This window comes from Maribellus sediminis (genome assembly GCF_011799805.1).
Taxonomy (GTDB): Bacteria; Bacteroidota; Bacteroidia; order Bacteroidales; family Prolixibacteraceae; genus Draconibacterium; species Draconibacterium sediminis_A.
Window position 1 is genome coordinate 38,800 of record NZ_WXUB01000006.1, and the last position, 24,096, is coordinate 62,895.

At 41.5% G+C, this 24,096-nt stretch carries 17 protein-coding genes; 14 read left to right on the top strand and 3 right to left on the bottom strand.

What is annotated here, in order from left to right:
• The first annotated feature begins 231 nt into the window (after positions 1–231).
• Positions 232–1,341 carry an energy transducer TonB gene (locus tag HFD85_RS19280; protein ID WP_167613568.1) on the top strand — a complete coding sequence of 370 codons (1,110 nt, stop codon included), beginning with the start codon at positions 232–234 and terminating at the stop codon, positions 1,339–1,341.
• Positions 1,342–1,512: 171 nt separating this feature from the next.
• Here HFD85_RS19280 and HFD85_RS19285 read toward each other — a convergent pair whose 3' ends face one another.
• On the bottom strand, positions 1,513–1,791 hold the full coding sequence (locus HFD85_RS19285) for a hypothetical protein (protein WP_167613569.1): 279 nt from the start codon (positions 1,789–1,791) through the stop codon (positions 1,513–1,515).
• A 222-nt stretch (positions 1,792–2,013) separates the two neighbouring features.
• Here HFD85_RS19285 and HFD85_RS19290 point away from each other — a divergent pair, with 222 nt between their 5' ends.
• From HFD85_RS19290 to HFD85_RS19315, 6 genes are all read left to right on the top strand, one after another.
• Positions 2,014–3,057, top strand: a complete 1,044-nt coding sequence (locus HFD85_RS19290) for an agmatine deiminase family protein (RefSeq protein WP_167613571.1) — start codon at positions 2,014–2,016, stop codon at positions 3,055–3,057.
• Between the two features lie 210 nt (positions 3,058–3,267).
• Positions 3,268–4,152: a carbon-nitrogen hydrolase gene (locus tag HFD85_RS19295; RefSeq protein ID WP_167613573.1), complete on the top strand. Its 885-nt coding sequence runs from the start codon at positions 3,268–3,270 to the stop codon at positions 4,150–4,152.
• Between the two features lie 219 nt (positions 4,153–4,371).
• Positions 4,372–5,376, top strand: coding sequence for a YeeE/YedE thiosulfate transporter family protein (locus HFD85_RS19300; RefSeq protein ID WP_167613576.1), 1,005 nt, complete (start codon positions 4,372–4,374; stop codon positions 5,374–5,376).
• Between the two features lie 134 nt (positions 5,377–5,510).
• Entirely contained in the window at positions 5,511–8,054 is a 2,544-nt protein-coding gene (locus tag HFD85_RS19305) for a M14 family metallopeptidase (RefSeq protein WP_167613578.1), read from the top strand.
• A 14-nt stretch (positions 8,055–8,068) separates the two neighbouring features.
• On the top strand, positions 8,069–9,544 hold the full coding sequence (locus HFD85_RS19310; protein ID WP_167613580.1) for a sulfatase family protein: 1,476 nt from the start codon (positions 8,069–8,071) through the stop codon (positions 9,542–9,544).
• A gap of 51 nt (positions 9,545–9,595) precedes the next feature.
• Entirely contained in the window at positions 9,596–11,587 is a 1,992-nt protein-coding gene (locus HFD85_RS19315) for a glucosidase family protein (protein WP_167613582.1), read from the top strand.
• Positions 11,588–11,618: 31 nt separating this feature from the next.
• Here HFD85_RS19315 and HFD85_RS19320 read toward each other — a convergent pair whose 3' ends face one another.
• The gene (locus tag HFD85_RS19320) at positions 11,619–14,060 is read right to left on the bottom strand and encodes a LysM peptidoglycan-binding domain-containing protein (protein ID WP_167613584.1); all 2,442 of its coding nucleotides are present in this window, start codon (positions 14,058–14,060) and stop codon (positions 11,619–11,621) included.
• Between the two features lie 211 nt (positions 14,061–14,271).
• Here HFD85_RS19320 and guaA point away from each other — a divergent pair, with 211 nt between their 5' ends.
• The 6 genes from guaA to HFD85_RS19350 all read left to right on the top strand — a co-directional run bounded on the left by guaA (position 14,272) and on the right by HFD85_RS19350 (position 20,779).
• Positions 14,272–15,801, top strand: a complete 1,530-nt coding sequence (gene guaA, locus HFD85_RS19325) for a glutamine-hydrolyzing GMP synthase (RefSeq protein WP_167613586.1) — start codon at positions 14,272–14,274, stop codon at positions 15,799–15,801.
• Positions 15,802–15,859: 58 nt separating this feature from the next.
• Complete coding sequence (locus tag HFD85_RS19330) at positions 15,860–17,491, top strand: S41 family peptidase (protein ID WP_167613588.1); 1,632 nt, start codon at positions 15,860–15,862, stop codon at positions 17,489–17,491.
• Positions 17,492–17,494: 3 nt separating this feature from the next.
• Positions 17,495–18,091 carry a nicotinamide riboside transporter PnuC gene (pnuC, locus tag HFD85_RS19335; RefSeq protein ID WP_240925081.1) on the top strand — a complete coding sequence of 199 codons (597 nt, stop codon included), beginning with the start codon at positions 17,495–17,497 and terminating at the stop codon, positions 18,089–18,091.
• Positions 18,088–18,615: an AAA family ATPase gene (locus HFD85_RS19340; RefSeq protein WP_167613590.1), complete on the top strand. Its 528-nt coding sequence runs from the start codon at positions 18,088–18,090 to the stop codon at positions 18,613–18,615. The genes pnuC and HFD85_RS19340 overlap by 4 nt, the downstream gene beginning before the upstream one ends.
• A gap of 80 nt (positions 18,616–18,695) precedes the next feature.
• The gene (gene epsC / locus HFD85_RS19345) at positions 18,696–19,622 is read left to right on the top strand and encodes a serine O-acetyltransferase EpsC (protein WP_167613592.1); all 927 of its coding nucleotides are present in this window, start codon (positions 18,696–18,698) and stop codon (positions 19,620–19,622) included.
• A 17-nt stretch (positions 19,623–19,639) separates the two neighbouring features.
• Positions 19,640–20,779 carry a THUMP domain-containing class I SAM-dependent RNA methyltransferase gene (locus HFD85_RS19350; protein WP_206082032.1) on the top strand — a complete coding sequence of 380 codons (1,140 nt, stop codon included), beginning with the start codon at positions 19,640–19,642 and terminating at the stop codon, positions 20,777–20,779.
• A gap of 93 nt (positions 20,780–20,872) precedes the next feature.
• Here the strand turns inward: HFD85_RS19350 and HFD85_RS19355 are convergent, their stop codons facing one another.
• Complete coding sequence (locus HFD85_RS19355; protein WP_167613594.1) at positions 20,873–21,025, bottom strand: hypothetical protein; 153 nt, start codon at positions 21,023–21,025, stop codon at positions 20,873–20,875.
• A gap of 134 nt (positions 21,026–21,159) precedes the next feature.
• On the opposite strand from HFD85_RS19355, the gene HFD85_RS19360 reads away from it, so the two are divergent.
• Entirely contained in the window at positions 21,160–24,027 is a 2,868-nt protein-coding gene (locus HFD85_RS19360) for a CHAT domain-containing protein (RefSeq protein WP_167613596.1), read from the top strand.
• The last annotated feature ends 69 nt before the right edge of the window (positions 24,028–24,096 follow it).

Sequence of the window (24,096 nt, forward strand, 5' to 3'; positions counted from 1 at the left end):
TTTTCTACTGATTAACATATAATTTTAAAGCACTAATCTAGGTGACACCCGAAACGAAAAGCAGCGAATGATTTTTCACCCTGGGATTTGTAGGTTTTATTCAGTTTTTACATGCATACAATTAATTACAAACTACCACACTGATAATAGACTTGTTTAATATACAATAAAAGCGCTGCGAAAAACGAAATAATCATATACATAAGCTGCAATTTTGAAAAAACACCCACTATGAGTAAAATTATATCAATTACAATTTTGTTATTTATTTCACATGCTCTTTATAGTCAGGAAAACACGGGATGTGATACTGTAGTATATTTTGTTGTTGAACAAATGCCATTATATCTTGGTGACTACAACACATTTTTGGAGAATGTATCTAATCAAATTGACGCAGAAACCAATTCCCTGTTGAAGAATAACAACACAAATGTTAATTTCCAAATAACATGCAAAGGTGAAGCTGTTATTACTTCAACAAATTCTGAATTGACGCAGTTTTATAATGTACTTGAAAATGAATTGAACAAGCTTCAATGGATTCCAGCGCGTCATAATTTTAAAAATGTAACTGTTCAATCAATACTTCCTGTAAGAATGATAAATAACAAATTGAATATCCCAATAAATTTTAAAGGTGTGAGGGGGGAATTGGTTAAATGTAAAATTACAGATGAGAGCTCAGGAATTCCGGTTTCAAACGTTCGGTTAATAACAAAATACAATGATTGCTCCTACTTTTCTAATCAATATGGAGAAGTCGAATTTTATTGTGAGGAAAAAGATGAAATAGAAATTTCTCATATAAATTATCAATCATTTAGTTTTAGTGCCCCTGAAAATGCAAGTTCGTTTCAGATTAAATTAACAAATATTGTATATGAACTTGAACCCGTCGATTTAACAAAATATTCCCCAAATAAACTTCCATATAAGAAAAGCACTTGCAGTTTCGAAAGTTGGCACGAAACGAAACAAAATCAATTTATGATTCTTGGAATGGGAGATTTTTATGCTCCCGAGTTGGCAGTTTTCAATGGTGGTTATGAATGTCTTGACAATTATATTGTACTTGAATTTGTATTGCCTAAAACTGCTTCTGAAGATAACTATACTGATACCGTTGATATCTCATTTACTATTGCTGAAGATGGAACGTTAAAAAACATAGTACTTTCAAAGACATTAAATTATGATATTGATACCATTGTAAGAAATATTTTTGTCGAAATGCCGAAATGGAAACCAGCAACCCAAGCCAGACAAAAGACAAAACAATCTTTTGTACTTAAGTTAATAATCGGAAATAACAAATATTGGGAAAAATACTACGGTTAAAACACCTGCCCAAGGGCATGGCTGGGTTTGGCTCTCCCCGCACGTGCCTCCCGATCTGTCAGCAGAGAATTATTATTCTGCCACGTAAAACGAATTGAAGAAGGAGAAGTAACATCGTCCGCTAACTAATAATCTGTCTGAATTAAGGTGTCGGCTTCGTTTGATGAACAGCTAAAATTCAACAGGTTTATCCAAAACATAAACGCGGACACTCCCATCAACGACGCCATTTTCCTTTTGTAGTTGCTGAATCCGCTCTGAATTTATAGTCGCCAGAAACTGATCCAGATCTTTTACCTCTGCTGAATAAGCAAAGCTGCTATCCCCGGTGTTTATTCCCAGATTTATCGGGCTGACAAAAATAGAACTTAACACGGCCGTCAGGGACCGAAATCCTGCTTCCCACGCTGCTGTATCCTTAACCTTTGCTGTAACAATAACTTTAGCCATAACGGTCTCCTTTCTTATTAGTGAAGTACAAGTACTAAACACCCGGGAGCAATGCAATGTTCAGGTGACTTATTTTGAGCAAGATCAGCAGATCAGTTTGAAGGTGTCGCTAACTAAGAACACAATTTTAAAAGAACGGGGAATCGCAAATCATCAATTTTTCGAACTTCATGTAAAACACTCACATTTCTTGTATTTTTGTGCCGAAAACAAAAAAAGAAAATGACACAGGATTCAACTGCAAAAGCTACTCGCCGTCTGCCTGCCGAATGGGAGCCGCAGTCGTTTTTGCAACTCACTTTTCCACATGCCAACAGCGACTGGGAATACATGCTCGACGGAGCTACCCGGTGTTTTGTCGATATAATAAATGCTGCGCGACCTTATCAGCAAGTGCTGGTGGTTTGCGATGATATTAAGCGTGTACGTTCCTTTTTCAACGTTACTGAAAACCTCTATTTTACTGAAGCCCCTTCAAACGACACCTGGGCACGCGATCACGGTGGCATCACCGTTTTGGAGGCCGGGAAAGCCATTGTCCAGGATTATATTTTTAACGGTTGGGGAAACAAATTTGAAGCCGGGCTCGACAACCAGATCACTCCGCAACTATTCGAACAGAAGGTGTTGCAGAATTGCAGCCTTGAAAGTTTCGATTTTGTGCTGGAAGGTGGCTCCATTGAAAGCGATGGTAAAGGAACGATCCTGACCACCTCTGATTGTTTGCTGGAGAAAAACCGAAATCCGCACTACTCGAAACAGGAAATCGAAAACATCCTGCTCACCAATTTTGGCGCTGAACGTATTTTGTGGCTCGATAACGGATACCTTGTCGGCGATGATACCGATTCACACATCGATACACTGGCACGCTTGTGCAACGAGGATACCATTGCTTACGTGGGCTGTAACCATCCTGAAGATGAGCATTACCACGCACTCCATAAAATGAAACAGGAATTGCAGCAAATCCAAAAGGCTGACGGAACACCTTATCGTTTGGTGGAACTGCCTTTCCCTGATGCTTGTTTCGATAGCGAAGGAAACCGGCTCCCGGCTACTTACGCCAATTTCACCATCATCAACAAAGCAGTATTGGTACCTGTTTACGGGGTGTCGCAGGATGAAGATGCATTGGAAATTTTAGCAAGCTGTTTCCCGGAAAGAAAAATAATACCTGTAAATTGCAGGGTATTGATCGAGCAACACGGATCACTGCATTGTGTGACCATGCAGTATCCTGAGGCTGTAAAATTGAAAAGTTAAGGAAAAGAAATTTTTAAAATATTTTTGCACCGTTCTTTAGGGCGGTGACCATAACAAACATGGAGAATGTGTTTTTTAAGAATTATGTAATTTACCAAACTACAAAAATCTTAAAAAACGGCTTATCTTCGATAAGATAGCAACACCGCTCTAAAGAACGGAGCAAAGGATAAATTCATCTAAGATTGAATTATCAAAAACAGTATCAAAATGGACAAACTAAAAGTAGGAATCATACAACAAAAGCGTTCAGCAAACAAAGCTGAGAACATGCAAAAAAGTCTGGAAGCAATTGCTAAAGCAGCTTCTAAGGGAGCCGAGTTGGTGGTACTGCAGGAACTGCATGCCAGCCTGTATTTCTGCCAAATTGAAGATACCTCGTTGTTCGATCTTGCTGAACCGATTCCGGGTCCTGATTCCGATTTTTTTGCCCGGGCGGCCAAAGAAGCAGGTGTTGTTTTGGTGACCTCACTTTTTGAAAAGCGTGCTCCCGGTTTGTACCACAACACTGCCGTAGTTTTTGAAAAAGACGGATCGCTGGCCGGGAAATACCGGAAAATGCACATTCCGGATGATCCCGGTTTTTATGAAAAGTTTTATTTCACGCCCGGCGACATGGGATTTGAGCCGATTGAGACTTCTGTCGGTAAACTTGGCCTGCTGGTTTGCTGGGACCAATGGTATCCTGAAGCTGCCCGTTTAATGGCACTGGCCGGAGCTGAAATGCTGATCTACCCTACCGCTATTGGATGGGACCCGAACGATACTGAAGATGAACAAATCCGCCAATTGGATGCCTGGACAATTTCTCAACGCGGTCATGCCGTTGCCAATGGCTTGCCGGTGATCAGTGTGAACCGCATCGGTTTTGAAGCCGATCCTTCGGGGCATTCTGCCGGAATACAATTCTGGGGAAACTCTTTTGTTGCCGGGCCTCAGGGCGAGATCATCAAAAAATTTGATACAGACAAAGAGCAAATCGAGGTAGTTGAAATCGACAGGAAACGCACGGAAGATGTCCGCCGGATCTGGCCTTTCCTTCGTGATCGCCGCATCGATGCCTACGACGAGCTGCTAAAACGTTACCGCGATTAGGGCTTTTTCACACTGTTCATCGATGAAATAAATAAAGTATGGCAAAATTGTTTTGTACCCCAACTAATTGTCACGAAAAAAATAAGATTTCAGGTTAAATAAACGTCTGCAGAAAAAAAGCGGATTCTAAATAACAATTTAGAAGAATAGCTATTAACTTTAGGCTCAAACCAACTCAACGCTACCGAAGCGTAACCATAAACCGTAAATTAAGTTAGTATGTTTATTTCAATTCTGATTTTTGGATTTTTGTTTGGGCTCATTTTGCAATACGCCAGCCTGAACAAGTACAATACAATTGGTGGCATGGCCACTTTAGATGACCTCACAGTTGCCAAAGCCATTGCCGTTGCAATTGGTTTGGGAGCCATTTTACTCAACATTGAAATTGGCCTCGGCTTTGCTTCATTTCATGTAAAACCGTTGATTCTGGGTGGAATAGTGATAGGCGGTATTCTGTTTGGTACCGGAATGGCTATTTTAGGCTACTGCCCCGGTACGCTTGCCATTTCGCTGGGAGAAGGATCGCTGGATGCACTGGCCGGAATTATCGGCGGATTATTGGGGGGATTGGTTTTTACACTGGTACTACCTTCGATTAAAAGTATTCTGGGTCCCGATCTTGGAGCTATTTCACTGCAAACACTGATTCCTTCGAAAGTAGCTTTTTACGTTGTATTGATCATTATTGGAGTGGTGTTTATCGCCGCAGCTTTCTGGCTGCACGGTTTCGAAAAACAAAAAAACTACCGTTGGCTGATTGCCGGTGCACTACTCGCCATTCTGAATACCATCGTTTTCTCACAGTTTGGTTCCGACCGCCCCATCGGCGCTTCCACTACTTATCCCTATCTCTCGGATGTACTGGCCGGACTTACCCAAAACGATTATTTCGCCAAAATACAAAAGCCGGGACACTGGGAACTGATCTTCCTGGGGGGGGCTTTTCTGGCCGGATTGATCGGATCGCTGGTCACTAAAACATTCAAACTAAAAATGGTGTACGAGAACTGGGAAAAATACCGCGGAGCCTCGAATGTACAACGTGCAATCTGGGCATTTATCGGCGGCTTTATCCTGATCTTTGGTGCACGCATGGCCGGAGGATGTACCAGCGGACACGTGATTTCAGGCGGGATGCAAATGGCTGTCAGCAGCTTGCTCTTTGCCGTGGTTGTTTTTGGCAGCCTCTTACTAACCGGAAAATTATTCTATAAAAGCTAATCCATTTTCTGAAGTTCGAATAACTCACTTAATAAAATCGTAGCCATTTTTATTGTTAATCCCTGAATATTTGCCAAATTAGGAGCACCAATAAAACCTGAGATCCTGCTAATTTTCAAATTAATAGTTGAAGCATGAGAAAAATTACTGCAAGTCTGATTGTATTACTGTTGTTTTTTGTGAGCTCGGCACAGGAGAAAATGGATTATTTTCTACCGGGCGATGTTAGCTACAACCCGGAGATACCAACGCCTGAAGCCTTTTTTAATCAACAAATGGGCGAATGGCACCTCACACATGACCAGGTTCTGAACTATATAAAAACAATTAATGAATTGTCGGACCGTGCCATCATGTACGAATATGCCCGAACTTATGAAAACCGGCCGCTGGTGCACCTGGTTTTTACTTCGGTTGAAAATCAGCAAAACCTCGATGAACTGAAGAAAAAACATTATGACTACTCGGAACCCGGCAGCGAGCTTGCAAAAGATGGTGTTCCGCTGGTGGTAAGTCTCACGTACGGTGTGCACGGTAACGAATCGAGCGGTACAAACTCATCGGTGCTCACTGCGTATTACCTGGCAGCCGCTGAAGGCGAAAAAATCGACAAGCTTTTAGCCAACACGATTATCATTGTTGATCCTTGTCTGAATCCCGACGGATTTACCCGCCACAGTACCTGGGCAAACATGCACCAGAGTGCAGCAGCCAACGGTAATCCCGATTCGCGCCAGTTTGATGAAGTGTGGCCCGGCGGACGTACCAACCATTACTGGTTCGACCTGAACCGCGACTATTTACTGTTGGTACATCCCGAAAGCAAGGGTCGTGTAGAAAAGTTTCATGAGTGGAAACCCAATATTGTAACCGATCATCACGAAATGGGTGCCAATTCATCTTTCTTCTTTCAACCCGGTGTACCAAGCCGGAACAATCCGCTTACCCCTGAAAAAAACTACGAGCTCACGCACGAGATTGCAAAATATCATGCACAGTTCCTCGATAAAATTGGTTCATTCTATTTCAGTGAGGAATCGTTTGATGATTATTACTTCGGAAAAGGCTCTTCCTATCCCGACATAAACGGTTCAGTCGGTATTCTTTTTGAACAAGCCGGTTTCAGAGGACGGATCAGGCAAACGGAAAACGGTGTGCGAAAGTTGGCTTTTGGTATTAAAAACCAGTTTACAACATCGCTCTCAACACTTGAAGCAGCCATGAATCTGCACGATGATTTACTCGATATGCAGAAAGAGTTTTATGCTACTGCAGCCGATGTTGCTGATGCAAGTACGGTAAAAGCCTATGTTTTTGGCAGTGAAACCGACAAAGTAAAAACCCAACTGTTTATTGATCTCTTACGACGTCACCAGATTGAAGTTTATAAAAACGAAAAGGATCTAACTTGTGACGGTAAAGAATTTAGAAGCGAAAGCAGCTACATTGTACCGGTAAAACAAAAGCAGGCACGTTTGATCCTATCACTATTTGAAGAAGTTACTTCCTTTTCCGATACCACATTTTACGATGTTTCTACCTGGACCATGCCACTGGCTTTCGACCTGAACTATGCCAAACTGACCAATGCCAAACAAATGGCGCAAGGCGATGCGGTAGAGGCAGAAAAAATTGAAGGTCAGGTAATCGGAGGAAAAAGCTCGCTGGCTTATGTTTTCCGCTGGAATGAATACTCCTGCCCCACTGCTTTGTATTCGCTTCAGGCAGCCGGTTTGCGTACGAGAGTGGCTACCGAGAAATTTTCATTCAACATTGATAATAAGAACGAAGCTTTTACCTACGGCTCCATCCTTGTTCCTGTCAGCGACCAAAAACTAAGCGAGGCCGATATTTTCAAGCTGATTACAAGTGTTGCAAAAAATACGGGAGTTGATTTCTACGGACTTTCCACCGGATTGTCACCGGAAGGAATAGATGCGGGAAGTAACAATTTTGCACTGTTGACCAGGCCCGAAGTTTTATTATTTGTTGGCGGTGATGTGCGCAGCAGCGATGCCGGCGAGATCTGGCACCTCTTCGATCAAAGGTTCCATATTCCTGTTACACTGGTGGAATCAGGAATTTTATCGCGTACCAATTTAAACCGCTACACTACCATTATTTTGGCCGGTAATTTCCGCTCGTGGGATAATACTGAAGAACAGAAACTAAAAACCTGGGCAGAGCAGGGTGGTACTTTAATTGGCTACAAAAGCGGAGCACAGTGGGCTGCAAAAAGTGGATTTGGAAAAAATACCTATAAAAAACAAGTTGATCCCGACACAACAAAATACCAAAGTTATGCCGAGCGCGGAAAAGAGCGCACCTTAAATCTTGTTAGCGGAGCGATCTTTAATGCCCAAATGGATATCACACATCCGCTGTGTTACGGTTATACCGATGGTGAAATTTCAATTTTCAAATCGGATAACTCGGTAGCCAATTCACTCGAAAAGAAATTTGCAGAACCGGTTAAATACACCGCATCTCCTTATAAAAGCGGATGGGCTTCGGAACCAAATATCGAACGTATAAAGGATGCACCCGTGGTAAGTGTTGAGTCGCTGGGACGTGGAAAACTGATCAGCTACGAGGACAACATGAATTTCCGGGGCATTTGGTTGGGCACCTCGAAGTTGTTTACCAACGCTGTTTTCTTTGGAAATCTAATTGAATAAGTTCAACTAATAAAATGAAAACTACTAAACTAAACCAACTGATCTGCTTAATTTGTTTTGTCGCTTTATCCGGCACAACTTTAAGTAGCTGTAATCAAACAAAAGAACCTGAAAGACCAAATATCCTTTTCTGTATTGCCGACGACTGGGGCTGGCCGCATGCCTCGTTTTACGGCGACCAGGTGGTAAAAACACCGGCATTCGACAGGCTGGTCAATGAGGGAGTGGTTTTCGAGAATGCCTTTGTGGCAAGTCCGTCGTGCACGCCCAGCAGAAATGCAATCCTGACCGGACAGCACATCTGGAGGTTGGATGAGGGCGCCAATTTATGGTCAACCCTCGACAAAGATATACCTGTCTATCCGCTCCTTTTGCAGCAAGCCGGATATTTTACAGGATCGTGGCGTAAATCATGGGGGCCCGGCGATCTTTCAGCCGGAGGTTACGATACCATTCACCCTGCAGGGAAAGTATACAACAAAGGATTTAAAGCCTTTCTTGATGACCGGCCCGCCGGCAGTCCGTTTTGCTTCTGGCTTGGAGCATCAGATCCGCACCGGCCTTACAAAAAAGACAGTGGCCGGGAATCGGGAATCGATCCGAACAGCATTTCAGTTCCTCCTTTTCTGCCTGATGTGGATGAAATACGAAGTGACTTTGCCGATTATTATTACGAAGTACAACGCTTTGACGCTGATGTTGCAGAGGCCATCCGCTTGCTCGACAGCATTGGAGAACTGGAGAATACCATCATTGTGATGACCGGTGACAACGGGACTCCATTTCCGCGTTGCAAGGCCAACCTCTACGACATGGGGGCCCACGTTCCATTAGCGGTAAGATGGGGGAAACACATCAAACATGGTGTGGCTAAACAACCCGTCACACTGGTTGATCTCGCTCCAACCTTTCTGGATTTTGCAGGAGTGGAAGTTCCAACTGAAATGACTGGAAAATCATTGAAACCCTTATTGTTGGAGCAAAACCGAAATAACCAGGAGGATTCGTTTGTGGTGTATGGTCGTGAAAGACACACTCCGGCACAGGCCATTCCTTCGATGGATGGTTACCCGGGCAGGGCAATCCGGACAGAGGAGTTTCTTTACATCATTAATCTGTTCCCAGATCGCTGGCCGGCCGGAGTTGCTGACGGAGCTACCCATCCGATGACCAACTTTTCCGACTGCGACAACGGTCCAACCAAATCGTTTTTGATGGATAATTACAGCAATCCAAAGTACCATCTTTATTATGACCTTTGTTTCGCGAAAAGGCCACAGGAAGAATTATTCGATGTAATTGCCGATCCCTATCAGATGCATAATCTGGCCGCTGATCCCGATTACCAAAATCTTAAGGACAGTTTAGCAACACTGCTGATTAATGAACTCAAGCGGACAGAAGATCCAAGGATTCTGAATAACGGGATCGATTTTGATAAATTCCCTTACAGGGCATCTTACAAGCTGAATACAAAAGAAGTCAAGTAAAAAAATTACCATATCCAAGAGGACTAAACAATAAACAATAAGACAGTTAAAATGAGAACGATTCTAAACGGATTATTAATTCTTACGATATTGAGTGCCGGGTTCGGTCGGGCAACAGCACAACAATCCCCGAGGTGGAACTTGAATGACAATGGAGGAATCGTGTGGAAGGTGGAAGCAAATGATTCACACATGGACCACATTGAAATGAGCGGATTCTATGTATCCTCGATTGTGCATTACGGAGTAACAAACGGATCGTTGACTCAAAAAGTGCATCTGGTATTTCCAATGTTACGCACCATCCCAAATGACACGCATGCCAGTCTTGCCCATGAAATCGATTATAAAAATCTGGGCCAGATAAAAATAAACGGACAGGGTATTGAAGAAAAACCCGACCATTTCTATATCGATGGATTATTGGGCTACCATTCAAAAACACCGGGTGGTATTGAGATCAAGCATGTTCTGTTCCCTTCAACAGATGATGCTGTTTTTCTGGATAAAATTGAGATCAGCAATTCAGGCGCTCAAGCTGTTTCAGTTGAAATACCAAAGGTTGAATACTCGCATATTACCGATGCAGACAAGGGTGTTTACGGAGCGTATAAAATAAGTGTCCGGTCGACTAAAAGTGGTCAATTTCAGTTAAAACCGAACGAATCGTTGAACTATGCTTTGGTTTACACCGGCCGAAAAGCCGGCTTTGAGGAAATTTATATTTCACCTGAATATGAGTTGAACAAAAGAGAAAAACTGATCAAAGAAACCTTTGCCGATTTGCATTTCGAATCTCCGGATAAGGTATTGAACCAAACTTTTGCTTTTGCCAAATTAAGGGCCGTGGAAAGTATTTTCCACACCAAAGGCGGCTTATTGCATGCTCCGGGCGGTGGACGTTATTATGCAGCCATTTGGGCAAACGATCAGGCAGAATATGCCAATCCTTTCTTTCCCTTTTTAGGCAACCTGGCCGGGAATGAGTCGGCAATGAATTCATTCAGGCATTTTGCCCGTTACATAAATGACGATTTCAAACCAATTCCGAGTTCAATAATTGCCGAAGGTACTGATTACTGGAACGGTGCCGGCGACCGCGGAGATATGGCGATGATCGCCTATGGCGCCGGCCGGTTTGCGCTGGCATGTGGTAATAAAACCGATGCAAAAGAATTGTGGCCGCTTATTGAATGGTGCCTCGAATATAGCAGGAGAAAGATTAACAGCGACGGTGTTGTTAGCTCCGACAGCGACGAGCTTGAAGGTCGCTTCCCTGCCGGGAAAGCCAACCTGAATACTTCATCGTTGTATTACGACGCACTGAAATCAGCCGTTTTACTCGGGAAGGAATTGAACATTGATGAAGACCAATTAAACGAATACGCGAATCAGGCTGAAAGGCTTGAAGTTGCCATAGAGAATTATTTCGGAAGTAAGCTTGACGGATTTGAAACCTACCGCTACTACAAGGAAAACGACGTACTACGTGCCTGGATTTGCACGCCTTTAACCGTTGATATTTTCAACCGAAGTGAAGGAACAATTGATGCACTTTTTTCAGATAAACTATGGACCGATGATGGACTGGCCTCGGCCTCGGGAAGCACTACATTCTGGGACAGAGCTACTTTGTATGCGCTGCGTGGAGTATTTGCTGCCGGAGAAACTAAAAAAGCGATGCCATTTCTGAGCTACTATTCCAAGCGTCGTTTGCTTGGCGAACATGTTCCCTATCCGGTTGAGGCTTATCCCGAAGGAAATCAGAGGCATTTATCGGCCGAAAGTGCGCTTTACTGCCGTATTATTACTGAAGGCGTTTTTGGAATTCGTCCAACAGGATTCTCGGAGTTTAAACTGACACCACAATTACCTGAAGATTGGAATTCGATGGCACTGAAAAATATAAAAGCCTTTAATCAGGATTTTAACATTGAAGTGATTAGGAAAGGATCCAAACTGGCTGTCAAAGTTTCAAACAGCGAAAAAGTGTTTATTGAGTCACTCATCGAAAATGGTGAATCAATATCCGTGAAACTTTAGCCAGGGGACAAAAGGATTTCAACTCTAAAATTTAATTGCCGGCCAGTATCAGTTTGGGCTGACCTTTTACACGTTCGCGCTTTACTTCGTAATCGCGGGTGTAACTGATCACCGAAACTCCCTGGTTCATGTATCCGCCAAATTGCGAGAATTTTTCGAAATGATAATTCCCCTGTATCAGATCGATGTGGAAATAGGACAGGCAATCAGTAAAGTTCTTACCAAAACCTGAAATGGCTTTTAGAAAATACAAGGAAACATCGTAACCCTGAAATCCGAAATTATCAGGCTCGGTGCCAAAGTTGGTTCTAAAATCTTCCACAAAATTAATGGTCGGAGGAGCTGAATAATCCACCCAGTATGGAGCAATGTATTTCAATTTCAGGTTATGAAAATGATCGATCTGAATACTCTGATAATTCGGAAAACGATGCGTTCCGATGAGCGTAATGGAATAATCGCTTGCCAGGTTATTAACGTTTGAAATGGCAATGCTTAAACTACCTTCGTCGGAAGACGGAATATAAACCACATTTTCTTTGGCTTTCGACATGATGCGACGTAAGCCAAAGGGGCCTTCTGCTTTGAAATCGTAAATCGTAAAATTCACGCCTTCACGCTGGCTCATCAAACCAGCATTAACAAATTTTTCCTGTAACAATTCTACCAAACGTCCTTCGGGAGTACGGCTGTAATCTTCCGTTTTCAGAATAATAAAATTACTGTTGTAATATTCCTCGGCAACCATTTCCGCAGTTTCAGCGGCCAGGTATTCTCTCGAGGGATTTACCTGAAAGTAATAAGGATTCGACTGAATAAGTGCCGATTGAGAAGCCAGCGGCGAAACCATCGGAATGCCGTTTTTTGCCGACAATTGAGAAACTTCGGCCTGAACATCAGGGTAAATCGGGCCGATAATCAGGTCGGTACTTAAGAAGTCGGGATTATAAATATATTGACGAACAGAGTCGGCGTTATGCTGGGTATCGAACACTTTCAACTTTATATCCATTCCTTCGCGTTGGAGACGATCGAGCGCCAGCAACACTCCTTCGTAAAACTGAACAAAATTCTCGGTGTTGCCATAAAACTTTTTAAATACTTCAATTTTCTCCACCTCAATGGTAGTATCCTGCAACGAAGTATCATTCAGGAAGTCCGGATTCTCAGGAATTACATCGCTGCCTTCAGCAAGAAGTGTTGAATCCACTACGGCTGCTTCCTGGTTCAGCGTGTCATTTGCTTCGAGGAATAATGGCAGAAACAGCACAACATTATAGGTTTGCTGATCGAAAAGTCCGCTGTGATCAGGCTGACAACCTTCCGGAATCTCCAGAACCATGTCCACTTTATAGAAATCGTCAGCAGGTTTTGCTTCAACCACCGGCTGGTCCGAAATCACAACATTATCACTTTCGGTTTGTGGTTCTTCTTCTTTATGCGGAATCAAAATCGTTTCTCCTTCAACCAAACCACGCTGTTCCAAAACCGGATTGTATTTTTTCAGGTCAAGAATCGTTACTGAAAATTTATGCGACAAACCGTATAAAGTTTCGCCTTTCTCCACGTAATGCTTGTCGAAAGCCTCTTCGTTAACCGGCTTAACAACTGCTATTTCTTCTTCTCTGACAGGAATTCTAATAACCGCCCCTGCCGGGAAACCGGTATTCAGGATCGGGTTGAGCGCTTTCAACTGCTCTTCTGAAACACCATAGCGACGGGTGGTTCCCCACAAGGTTTCGCCCGATTCGATGATGTGTTCAAAATATTTATCCGAAAAATCGTTGGTAGCCGGCGTAATTGCGTCACTAACGTTTTCTTCCTTAGCTTTCGGAATATATAACACCGACCCCGCCTTTAAATTATTGGCGTTGGGATTTAAACTCAGTATCTCACTTTCAGAAACTTTGTATTTTTTTGATAAGGAATAAAGTGTTTCACCCGAAACCACCTGATGGGCTATTACTTCCGGGGTTTCATCTTTTGGGGTGGTTTCTGCTACCGCTTCAACCGGTTTATTCCAATATGGAATTTTCAGAATGGTGCCGCGTTTAAATTTCTTTTTATCTGAATTGTAGGCGTATAATTCTTCTACGGTAATTCCATTTTCTCTAGCAATAAAATAGGCGGTCTCTTTTTTCGATTGAATTTTGTATGGTTTAAATCCGTCAGGCTCTCCTTTTACCTGCGGTTCATCCACTGAAAGATCGGCACCTTCTTTAAATGGAATTTTCAAAATCTCGCCAATGCTAAGACCATCGGCCGCTTTCGGATTGTACTTTTCCAACTCCGCACGTTCCAGCTTATATTTTTTGGAGAGCGAATAAATGGTTTCACCCGTTTTTACCTCGTGCAGGATAAATTTTTCGCCACTAATAACTACAATCTCGTTTTCGTGCAGGTTTTGCCCGGAGAGCGGTTCAATTCCGACGAAGAGTAACGAAACGAATAGGACGCTAAGAATAAACTTCATGAACTAAGTACTTAAATAATTGGCCAAAATTAACAAATAATACCCAACACAAAAGGTAAACGAGCCATTTTGAAATTAATTTCGCCAAATACCGTAAGCCATCCAAAAAACTTAGCTACGCGTTAATAACGCCCTCTTTTTGTACTAAAAAGCACCTTTTTTGAGACTATATTTATACTTTTGTCGTTTCACCACTTTAAAGGAAATTTAGATGCAAGAAAAGATTTTGATCCTTGACTTTGGATCTCAATATACTCAGTTGATCGGACGCAAAATCCGCGAGTTAAATGTTTATTGCGAAATTCATCCGTTCAACCATTACCCGGAAATCGACGAAAGTGTAAAAGGAGTTGTGCTTTCGGGTAGTCCGTACTCTGTCCGCGATGAAGATGCACCACGCCCCGACCTTACCGCAATAAAAGGAAAAATGCCGGTATTGGGAGTTTGCTACGGCGCACAGTACATGGCTCATTTTTATGGAGGTGAAGTGGCTCCGTCGAATACCCGTGAATATGGCCGCGCCAATCTTGGATTTATCGATCACGACAACATTTTATTTAAGGATATTAGTTTGCATTCGCAGGTTTGGATGTCGCATGGCGATACCATCGTTCGTCTACCAAAAAATTATAAGGTGATCGCGTCAACCGAAGACGTGAATTATGCCGCTTATAAAGTAGATGACGAAGCTACCTGGGCCATTCAGTTCCACCCCGAGGTTTACCACACCACCGAAGGAAAGCAATTGCTGCAAAATTTTGTTTCCGACATTTGCGGTTGCGAACAAAACTGGACACCCGCTTCGTTTGTAGAAACTACTGTTAACGAATTAAAAGCACAATTGGGTAACGATAAAGTGGTACTTGGCTTGTCGGGCGGTGTTGACTCATCGGTTGCAGGTGTTTTGCTGAATAAGGCAATTGGCAAAAACCTAACCTGTATTTTTGTGGATAACGGATTGCTCCGCAAAAATGAGTTCGAAGACGTACTGCATTCTTACAAAGACATGGGACTGAATGTAATTGGCGTTGACGCCCGGAAAAAATTCTGGGACGATTTGGCCGGTGTTACCGATCCTGAAACAAAAAGAAAAATTATCGGCCGGAATTTCATTGAAGTTTTCGACGAAGAAGCGCACAAAATACAGGACGTTAAATGGCTGGCTCAGGGAACAATTTATCCCGATGTTATCGAGTCGGTTTCTGTAAATGGTCCGTCGGCTACCATTAAATCGCACCACAACGTTGGTGGTCTTCCTGAAAAAATGAAGTTAAAAGTGGTGGAACCACTCAAACTTTTATTTAAAGATGAAGTACGTCGTGTTGGTAAAGCCATGAACATCAAGCAGGAACTTCTGGGGCGTCATCCTTTCCCCGGTCCCGGTTTGGGTATCCGGATTTTGGGTGATATCACTCCTGAAAAAGTGACGATGCTGCAGGAAGCCGATGCTATTTTTATCAACGGACTAAAAAACTGGGGCTTGTACGACGAAGTATGGCAAGCCGGTGTAATGCTTTTACCGGTTCAATCGGTAGGTGTTATGGGCGACGAACGAACTTACGAAAACACCGTTGCCTTGCGTGCAGTAACTTCAACTGACGGTATGACTGCAGACTGGGTGCACCTTCCTTATGATTTTCTGGCAAAAATGTCGAACGAAATTATCAATAAAGTTCGCGGGATCAATCGCGTAGTTTACGATATCAGTTCGAAACCGCCGGCAACAATCGAGTGGGAATAATTGTTACGATTTACACGCAGGCTGTAAAGTGGCAGTCTTCAGCATAAAAAAACGAATCATGAGACAGATTACAGTAAGACAACTCAGAAGATCAGGATTAAATATTTTATTGGCGCTTGTGCTGATAATTCCTACCATAAATACCTCCGCGCAGGAATCGGTGCAGGAAAGCCAGCTCAAATTTGCGCGTTTGTTGCGCCTGATCGACGGCTACTACGTTGATTCGGCTAATGTTAGCAAATTAACTGAAGATGCCATCGTTCATCTTTTGGGTGAGTTAGACCCACACTCTACCTACATTTCGAAGGAAGAAGTGGATAAAATGAACGAACCATTGAAAGGTAACTTCGAGGGGATCGGGATTTCATTCACCATTTACAAAGATACTTTGATGGTTACCACAACCATTCCAGGAGGACCGTCGGAAAAAGTTGGTTTGCGTGCCGGGGACCGGATTGTTGATGTTGACGAAAAAAACATTGCCGGAATCGGACTGAAAAATTCGGATGTTTTTGACATGCTCCGTGGCGATAAGGGAACTGAAGTTAACCTTAAAGTGTATCGCAAATCGGAACCGGAGTTACTGGATTTTAAGATTATTCGAGACAAGATACCTATCTTCAGTCTTGATGCTTCGTACATGATTAATGAATCTACAGGTTACATCAAACTGAATAAATTTGCGGCGACTACCAACGAGGAATTCGAAACAGCAATAAAAGAGCTGAAGCAAGACAATCTTCAAAATCTTATTCTCGATTTGAGAGGAAATGGCGGAGGTTACCTGAGAACGGCCATAGAGCTTTCTGACCAGTTTTTAAAAGACGATCAGATGGTTGTGTATACCGATGGACTAAACGATCCTAAAAGGGATTACAAGGCCACAGCCAAAGGTTATTTCGAAAAGGGTAACCTGATTGTTCTGGTGGATGAAGGTTCGGCATCGGCCAGTGAAATTGTTTCAGGAGCTATTCAGGACTGGGATCGTGGATTAATTATTGGTCGCCGTTCGTTTGGAAAAGGACTGGTTCAGAAACCATTCTTTTTAACCGATGGATCGATGGTGCGTTTAACAACAGCTCATTATTATACACCAAGTGGCCGCTGCATTCAGAAACCTTATGAAGAAGGATTAAGCGAATACAGAAAAGATTATGCGAGCCGTTTATCAAATGGTGAAATGTTTAGCGCCGACAGCATTCATTTCGACGATAAACTAAAACACCACACACTCGTGAATGGCAGAAATGTTTATGGTGGCGGTGGTATTATGCCTGATATTTTTGTTCCGCTCGATACGTCAAGTCATTACGCCTACCTCAATAAATTGCGCAGAAAAAATGTGACTTACAATTATGTGCTCGATTATGTTGACAGTAACCGTGAGTCGCTTCAAAAAGAATATCCTGATTTTGAGGCATTCAATTCGAAATTTAAGGTTTCGGATGAAGCCATTGAAGAAATAGTGGCGCGTGGAGAAAAAGAAGATGTTGAAAAGGATGAGAAAAGCCTGGAATGGGGAATTTCGAAATTAAAAGAGGAATTAAAGGCATACATTGCACGAGACATGTATTCACGAAACGATATGTTTAAAATTTTGAACCGCGATGACGATGCCATTAACAAAGCCCTTGATGTTTTGAAAAACCAGAATGAATACAACAACCTGTTAGTAACAACCGAATATTAATCAATGATCGACATCATACAGGAATGGCTCCTCAGTAACAAAATTGAATTACTCGGAGCCATTCTTGGTATTATATACATTTACTTTTCAATCAGGCAGAACATCCTCACCTGGCCTACCGGATTGCTGACCTCGGCATTGTATGTCGTGGTGTTTTTTCAAGCCAAACTTTATGCCGACATGGGGCTGCAGGCCTATTATGTCGTCATCAGTTTATACGGTTGGTATTTCTGGCTGAAAGGGAAAAAACCACAGGAACAAGAACAGGTTCCGGTACGTCTCAGTTCAAAACGACTTCGGTACATCCTGATTCTGGCCTCAGTTGTTTTGTATGCTATTATCCTTTACATTCTCATAAACTTTACCGATTCCGATGTTCCGCATATGGACGCAATGACCACTGCATTAAGCATTGTGGCAACCTGGATGCTGGCAAAAAAATACATTGGGCACTGGCTCATCTGGATTTTTGTGGATGCATTCTCTGCCGGATTGTACGTTTATAAAGGACTTTGGCCAACCGTAATCTTATTTGTAATTTACACTGTGATGGCCGTGCTGGGTTACCTTGAATGGAAAAAAGATTTAAAAACCGATTGAGAACTTCACCCAAAATAATAGCAATAACGGGAGCCGAATCAACAGGAAAGAGTTCACTTACCGAAGCACTTGCGCAGCATTACAAGGTGCCTTTCGAAGCTGAATTTGCCCGCGAATATATACTGGAGCTGGGCAGGCCTTATACTTTTGAAGATGTTGAATTCATCGCAAAAAAACAGGTTGAAGGGTATAACAGTCTAATTCGTTCGGATTATCCTTTCGTAATTCTGGATACCTGGCTGTTAATTACGAAAATCTGGTTTGAAGTGGTTTACAATAAAGTACCTGCCTGGATTGAACAGGAAATACAAAAACTGAACATCGATTTATTCCTGGTGTGCGATACCGACCTTCCCTGGATTGCTGATAATGTACGTGAAAATGGAGGAGAAAACAGGGCCAAACTTCAAAAAAGGTACATTGAGGAAATTGAAAAATACAATTTTCAGTATAAAATTATTAGTGGAGTTGGAGAAAAGCGTATCAAAAATGCCATCCATATTTTGAACCAATTGATCGGTTAAATCAACAAAAGAGAAATAATTTCGTTCTAAGGTTAAATTGTCGAGCAATTGTATTTAGCTTTGCACAACACATTACTACTATGACCACAAAAGATTTTGATACCAGAATAATCAAAACTATTGAACAGTTAAGTAATCCCGATTCATATAAGCTGGTTTGTCACGAGCATATGAAAGGTGAGCCACTACCTTCGAACAAAAACATCTCGAGAATCATTGAACTGGTTCGGGAGATTTTGTTCCCCGGTTATTTTGCAAGCACAACCTTGCGTGAAGGAACAACGATACATTACATGGGAGTTTATGTTGACGAACTCTGTACACTTCTAAGTGGAGAGATATTGGCCGGAATGTGTTTTGAATGTGAAGATGACACAGCAAATAAAGTGTTAAAACATACCGAACGCGCCGAAGCCAATACTATTGAATTGATTGAGTTTCTGCCCGAGCTCCGACGTTTATTGGTAAAAGATGTTGAGGCAACTTTTTTGAACGACCCTGCAGCCAAAAATTTTGGCGAAGTGATTTTCAGTTATCCCGGAATTCGGGCCATTACAAATTATCGTTTGGCGCATAAACTACTTCAGTTACAGGTACCGCTAATTCCGCGAATTATTTCGGAAATGGCACACAGCGAAACAGGAATTGATATTCATCCTCGCGCTCAAATCGGCGAAAGTTTTACCATCGACCATGGAACCGGAGTAGTGATCGGTTCAACCTGTATTTTGGGAAACAATGTAAAAATATATCAGGGCGTAACACTTGGTGCGAAAAGTTTCCCGATTGATGAAAAGGGCAATCCAATCAAAGGAATTCCGCGACATCCGATTGTAGAAGATAATGTGGTGATATACGCAGGCGCTACTATTTTAGGTCGCGTCACAATTGGAAAAGACTCAGTGATTGGTGGAAACGTTTGGGTGACAAATGACCTTCCGGCCAATTCGCGCGTTATTCAGAAACGAGCAAAAGATATCCCTTTCACCGATGGTGCAGGTATTTAATTCTAATTCTATTTAAATTGAAAGATTTTAAACTTATTGCAAAAACCCTGGCCGGGCTTGAAGATGTGTTGGCCAAGGAGGTTAAAAATTTGGGCGGAAAAAACGTTCGACGAGGAAACCGAGCTGTCTTTTATGAAGGCAATCTCGAACTCATTTACAAATCGAATTATCATTTACGAACCGCACTTCGCGTTTTAAAAGAGATTGAATATTTTTCATTTAAAGATGTCGACCAGTTTTATTTGAAATGCAAAAAAATTGATTGGACAAAATATTTTTCACTGGAACAAAACTTCAGGATTGACAGTGTAGTGGTGAATTCGCGTGATTTTAGGAATTCCATGTTTGCATCCTTAAAAGTAAAAGATGCCATTGCCGATTACTTTCGCGAAAAAACAGGAAAACGTCCTAACGTTGATACTGACAAACCGGATGTTATTATTAATGTTCACATTTTTAATAATAGCTGCACGCTTTCGATTGATAGTTCAGGCGAATCGCTGCATAAACGCGGCTATCGTGTAAAACAGGGTGAAGCTCCCCTTAGTGAGGTTTTGGCTGCCGGCATGATTTTACTGGCAGGTTGGTATGGCAATTCCGATTTTATGGATCCGATGTGTGGTTCGGGCACGCTGGCAATTGAAGCTGCTATGATCGCTCAAAATATTCCACCGGCAAAATTTAGAAAAGAATTTGCCTTTCAGCTTTGGAATGACTTCGACCAGTTACTGTGGGATAAAATTACAGAACCGGCTCCTAAAAGAGAGTTCCGGCACACCATATACGCTTCTGATATTTCGGGAAGTAATTTATTAAACGCGCAAACCAATGCACGAAGAGCATTAGTATTTAATAAAATACAATTTCAGAAATCCGATTTTAAGGATCTTAAGTGTGAGTTTAAAAATGGTACGATTGTGACCAATCCACCGTATGGCGAGCGATTAATACCAGAGGATCTTAATGGTTTGTATCGTATGATCGGCGATAAACTAAAACAAGACTATGCCGGCAGCGAAGCCTGGATTTTGAGTTCATCGGTAGAAAGCATGAAACAAATTGGATTAAGACCAGACAAAAAGCTGGAATTAATGAACGGTGCTCTACCTTGTAAATTTGATAATTATAAATTATTTAGCGGAAAGCGAAATAATTAAAGAATGAACAGCTTAAAAATTAACCAAAAGGGAATTAAAACGCGTCCCGTCTTAACCCCCTGTACTAACAACTTAATTGGTTCTGTATATAGGCTACTCTTCTTCCAAGTCAAAAATTTCTCTGGGACGGGTTGTTGGTCTTGTATCTGCTCCACCTTTGATGGTGTTCATTTCTGCAGTTGTTAAAACGTCAAAACCTAGACTTTTAAAAGTATTTTCTGTTGATTGTCCCTGTACCCTTTTCATCGTAATATAGATTGATTTGTTAAACTTTATAAATACACATTCACTTATATATTCTGAAAAGGGCAAAAAGGTAACCCCCTGTTTTTGAAAAAAATTAAAAAACTTCTATTTTGGCGTAAAATTCACTCATTACGATGTCTAAATCAGGGATTTTTATTTCGCTTTTTCTTTTTCTTTTTTTTCCTCACAATCTTTTTTCTCAAGAGAAGGATTCAACATGGTATGCAGATAAGTCGGAGCAGCTGTATCTACAGGGAATTCAATTATTTAGAAACGGTGATGAAAATGAGGCATTAGACACCTTTCTGCTCTGTTTAAAATATAAAATACAGATTTACGGACAAGAAGATTATGAGCTTGGAAAAGTGTATAATGCTTTGGGTATAGTTAACAGAAATTTAAATAGAAACGACAAAGCAATTCAATATTACAAACTCACCGAGAGTAACTACAAGTTGAATCCGGAGTTAAGACCATCCGTTCTCGCTGGATTATATACGAATATTGGAGCTGTATACCGTTCAAAACTGGATTACGTAAATGCTCTCAATTACTACGAACGAGGTTTAAATATCTTACTAAAACAGGAAACTCCCAATCCAGATAGAATAGACATTGCATATTATTCCATCGCAGAATTAAATTTCCTTATTGAAAACTATGAAAAGGCAATGTCTATAGCTGAACAATTTAAAAATACCAGTGATACTATTTCTAAAATATACTGGTATACTCTTCTTGCCAATATAGAACAAGAACTTGACAACTTGGATAAAGCGAGGATTTATCATCAGCACACTATAGACCTGGCTCGACAATATTATGGGGAGAATGATATTGAAACAGCAATCGCATATTTGAATTTCGCTGTTTTTGAATCTTCTACTAACAATTATACAGAAGGAACGAGAGCACTTGAGAAAGCTTATAATATCATACGTATAATTCAACCACACAAAGGCCTCAAACTGTCTAATTATTATGAATTCAAAGGTAATTTACTAAAATCAAAACCTGTTGAGAGCTCTGATATATACTCTTTTAAATCTCAAAAGATAAAAAACCTCGAAGAGGCAATAAGTTGGTATAAAAAAAGTTTAAATGCACTTTTTGTAGGAGAGGGTGAGGCTAAGATTGAAGAATTAACAATCGATAATTGCTTGTCGTTTACCGACTGTATGATTCTGCTAAAAACCATTGCCGACACCCACAATGAGATGGCTTTGCTTGACAAGGAGGAAAAAAGTGCGTTTTATACCGAATCACTGGATGAAGCTTTACGCTACTATAAAGTGATCGGAAATTTGATTTCAAGAGCTCGAATGGAAATCTCGGGCGATGAAAGTAAGATCCAACTCGCTCAACTGGAATATGAAACCTTCACCAAAACCATTGAAACCGCCTATCTGGCCTACGAAGCAAATAATAATGATGACTACCTGGAGTTGGCATTTAACAATTCGGAACAACTAAAAAGCAGTGCCGTATTTGATAAAATATCCAACGATATTGCCCAGGAAAACAGCTTGATTCCCGATAGCCTGCTCGAACTGGAAAGCAATCTGAATAATACAATCTCCATATACAATGAGAGGCTTTTTACAGAAAACAGTGAGGATGAGCCGGATACCGCATTACTTGCTGATTATAATACCAAAATTTTTGAGGCCAGCCGTCAGCGGGACGAGCTTAACCGTTTTCTGGAACAGCAATATCCTGACTATTATGACCTGAAGTATTCCAAATCAATGTTGTCCATCGAGGATGCTCAAAATATGATGGATAAAAAGGATGCCATCCTGGAATATGTACTTACCGAAAACGATTCAATTAGTGAACTTTTTACTTTTCTGATCACTGCAGACAGCAAAAAGTTTCTGCGACAAGCTATCGACAAGGAAACTGCAGTATCTATGGAGTACATGTATAATTTCATGACGACTCCTGATTATTTATTTACACAAAACGATGATATCAAGCAATTTTGTGTATCAGCCCATAACATGTACAAGCTCCTGGTGCAGCCCATTTCCGAAGATTTAATCAATAAAAACCTGACCATTATTCCTGATGGGAAACTAAACTATATCGCTTTCGATGGATTAATTAAAACTATGCCTGATACAAGTGCTTTCATCGACTTTTCGCGGCTGGATTACCTGGTTCGCCACTTTAATGTGAACTATGCCAATTCGATGAATATTTTAATGAAACATCGTGCCAAGAAACGGAATCTGAAGAACCAGATTCTGGCTTTTGCTCCTGTATACAATAACGAAAAGGTTGTGCTTTCGAATGCAAACTACACACTTTTACCATTACCTGGAGTTCAAAGCGAAGTCGATGCCATTTCCAATACGGTTAAAACCGATATTTTCCGTGGAACTGATGCAACAGAAGAAGAATTCAGAGCTTTGTGTCAGAACTACGAAATTCTACATTTGGCTATGCACGCGTATATAAACGATTCGCTACCAGCATTTTCGAGGCTGGCGTTTTCTCCCGTACAGAATGAAAATGATCTGCAAAAAGACGGATGGTTAAACACGGCGGATATCTACAACCTCAATCTTCGAAATGCCCGTCTTACCGTTCTCAGTGCCTGTAATACGGGGGTTGGTAAAATGCAAAAAGGTGAAGGTTTAATGAGTTTGGCACGTGGATTTCTTTATGCAGGCTGTCCTTCAATTATCATGTCGTTATGGGAAGTTGAAGACAACGCCGGCACACAAATTATGACCTCGTTCTACAAGTACCTGAAAAACGGAAAAACAAAGGACGAAGCACTCCGTCTGGCTAAAATCGATTACCTCGATAAATCCAATTCACGTTTGGCACATCCGCATTACTGGATGAGTTTTAAGGCTATCGGCGATCCTTCGCCTATCTATACCAGCAACGACATTTACTTCTTTGGCCTTTTAATTATTTTGATTGTTGCGTTTGCCATCGACCAGGGATTGAGAATGAAAAAAGCCCGTCGTAAACAACGGGCTTCGTGAATGTGTATGCAAATCAATCTATTTTTCTTTTGAATGTGTATCTTTTTTAGTTGAATCAGTCTATTGAAA

Excerpts from the sequence above, each read along its gene's own strand:
- HFD85_RS19280 (WP_167613568.1), top strand. The coding sequence starts at position 232 with ATGAGTAAAATTATATCAATTACAATTTTGTTATTTATTTCACATGCT.
- HFD85_RS19285 (WP_167613569.1), bottom strand. The coding sequence starts at position 1,791 with ATGGCTAAAGTTATTGTTACAGCAAAGGTTAAGGATACAGCAGCGTGG.
- HFD85_RS19290 (WP_167613571.1), top strand. The coding sequence starts at position 2,014 with ATGACACAGGATTCAACTGCAAAAGCTACTCGCCGTCTGCCTGCCGAA.
- HFD85_RS19295 (WP_167613573.1), top strand. The coding sequence starts at position 3,268 with ATGGACAAACTAAAAGTAGGAATCATACAACAAAAGCGTTCAGCAAAC.
- HFD85_RS19300 (WP_167613576.1), top strand. The coding sequence starts at position 4,372 with ATGTTTATTTCAATTCTGATTTTTGGATTTTTGTTTGGGCTCATTTTG.
- HFD85_RS19305 (WP_167613578.1), top strand. The coding sequence starts at position 5,511 with ATGAGAAAAATTACTGCAAGTCTGATTGTATTACTGTTGTTTTTTGTG.
- HFD85_RS19310 (WP_167613580.1), top strand. The coding sequence starts at position 8,069 with ATGAAAACTACTAAACTAAACCAACTGATCTGCTTAATTTGTTTTGTC.
- HFD85_RS19315 (WP_167613582.1), top strand. The coding sequence starts at position 9,596 with ATGAGAACGATTCTAAACGGATTATTAATTCTTACGATATTGAGTGCC.
- HFD85_RS19320 (WP_167613584.1), bottom strand. The coding sequence starts at position 14,060 with ATGAAGTTTATTCTTAGCGTCCTATTCGTTTCGTTACTCTTCGTCGGA.
- guaA (WP_167613586.1), top strand. The coding sequence starts at position 14,272 with ATGCAAGAAAAGATTTTGATCCTTGACTTTGGATCTCAATATACTCAG.
- HFD85_RS19330 (WP_167613588.1), top strand. The coding sequence starts at position 15,860 with ATGAGACAGATTACAGTAAGACAACTCAGAAGATCAGGATTAAATATT.
- pnuC (WP_240925081.1), top strand. The coding sequence starts at position 17,495 with ATGATCGACATCATACAGGAATGGCTCCTCAGTAACAAAATTGAATTA.
- epsC (WP_167613592.1), top strand. The coding sequence starts at position 18,696 with ATGACCACAAAAGATTTTGATACCAGAATAATCAAAACTATTGAACAG.
- HFD85_RS19355 (WP_167613594.1), bottom strand. The coding sequence starts at position 21,025 with ATGAAAAGGGTACAGGGACAATCAACAGAAAATACTTTTAAAAGTCTA.
- HFD85_RS19360 (WP_167613596.1), top strand. The coding sequence starts at position 21,160 with ATGTCTAAATCAGGGATTTTTATTTCGCTTTTTCTTTTTCTTTTTTTT.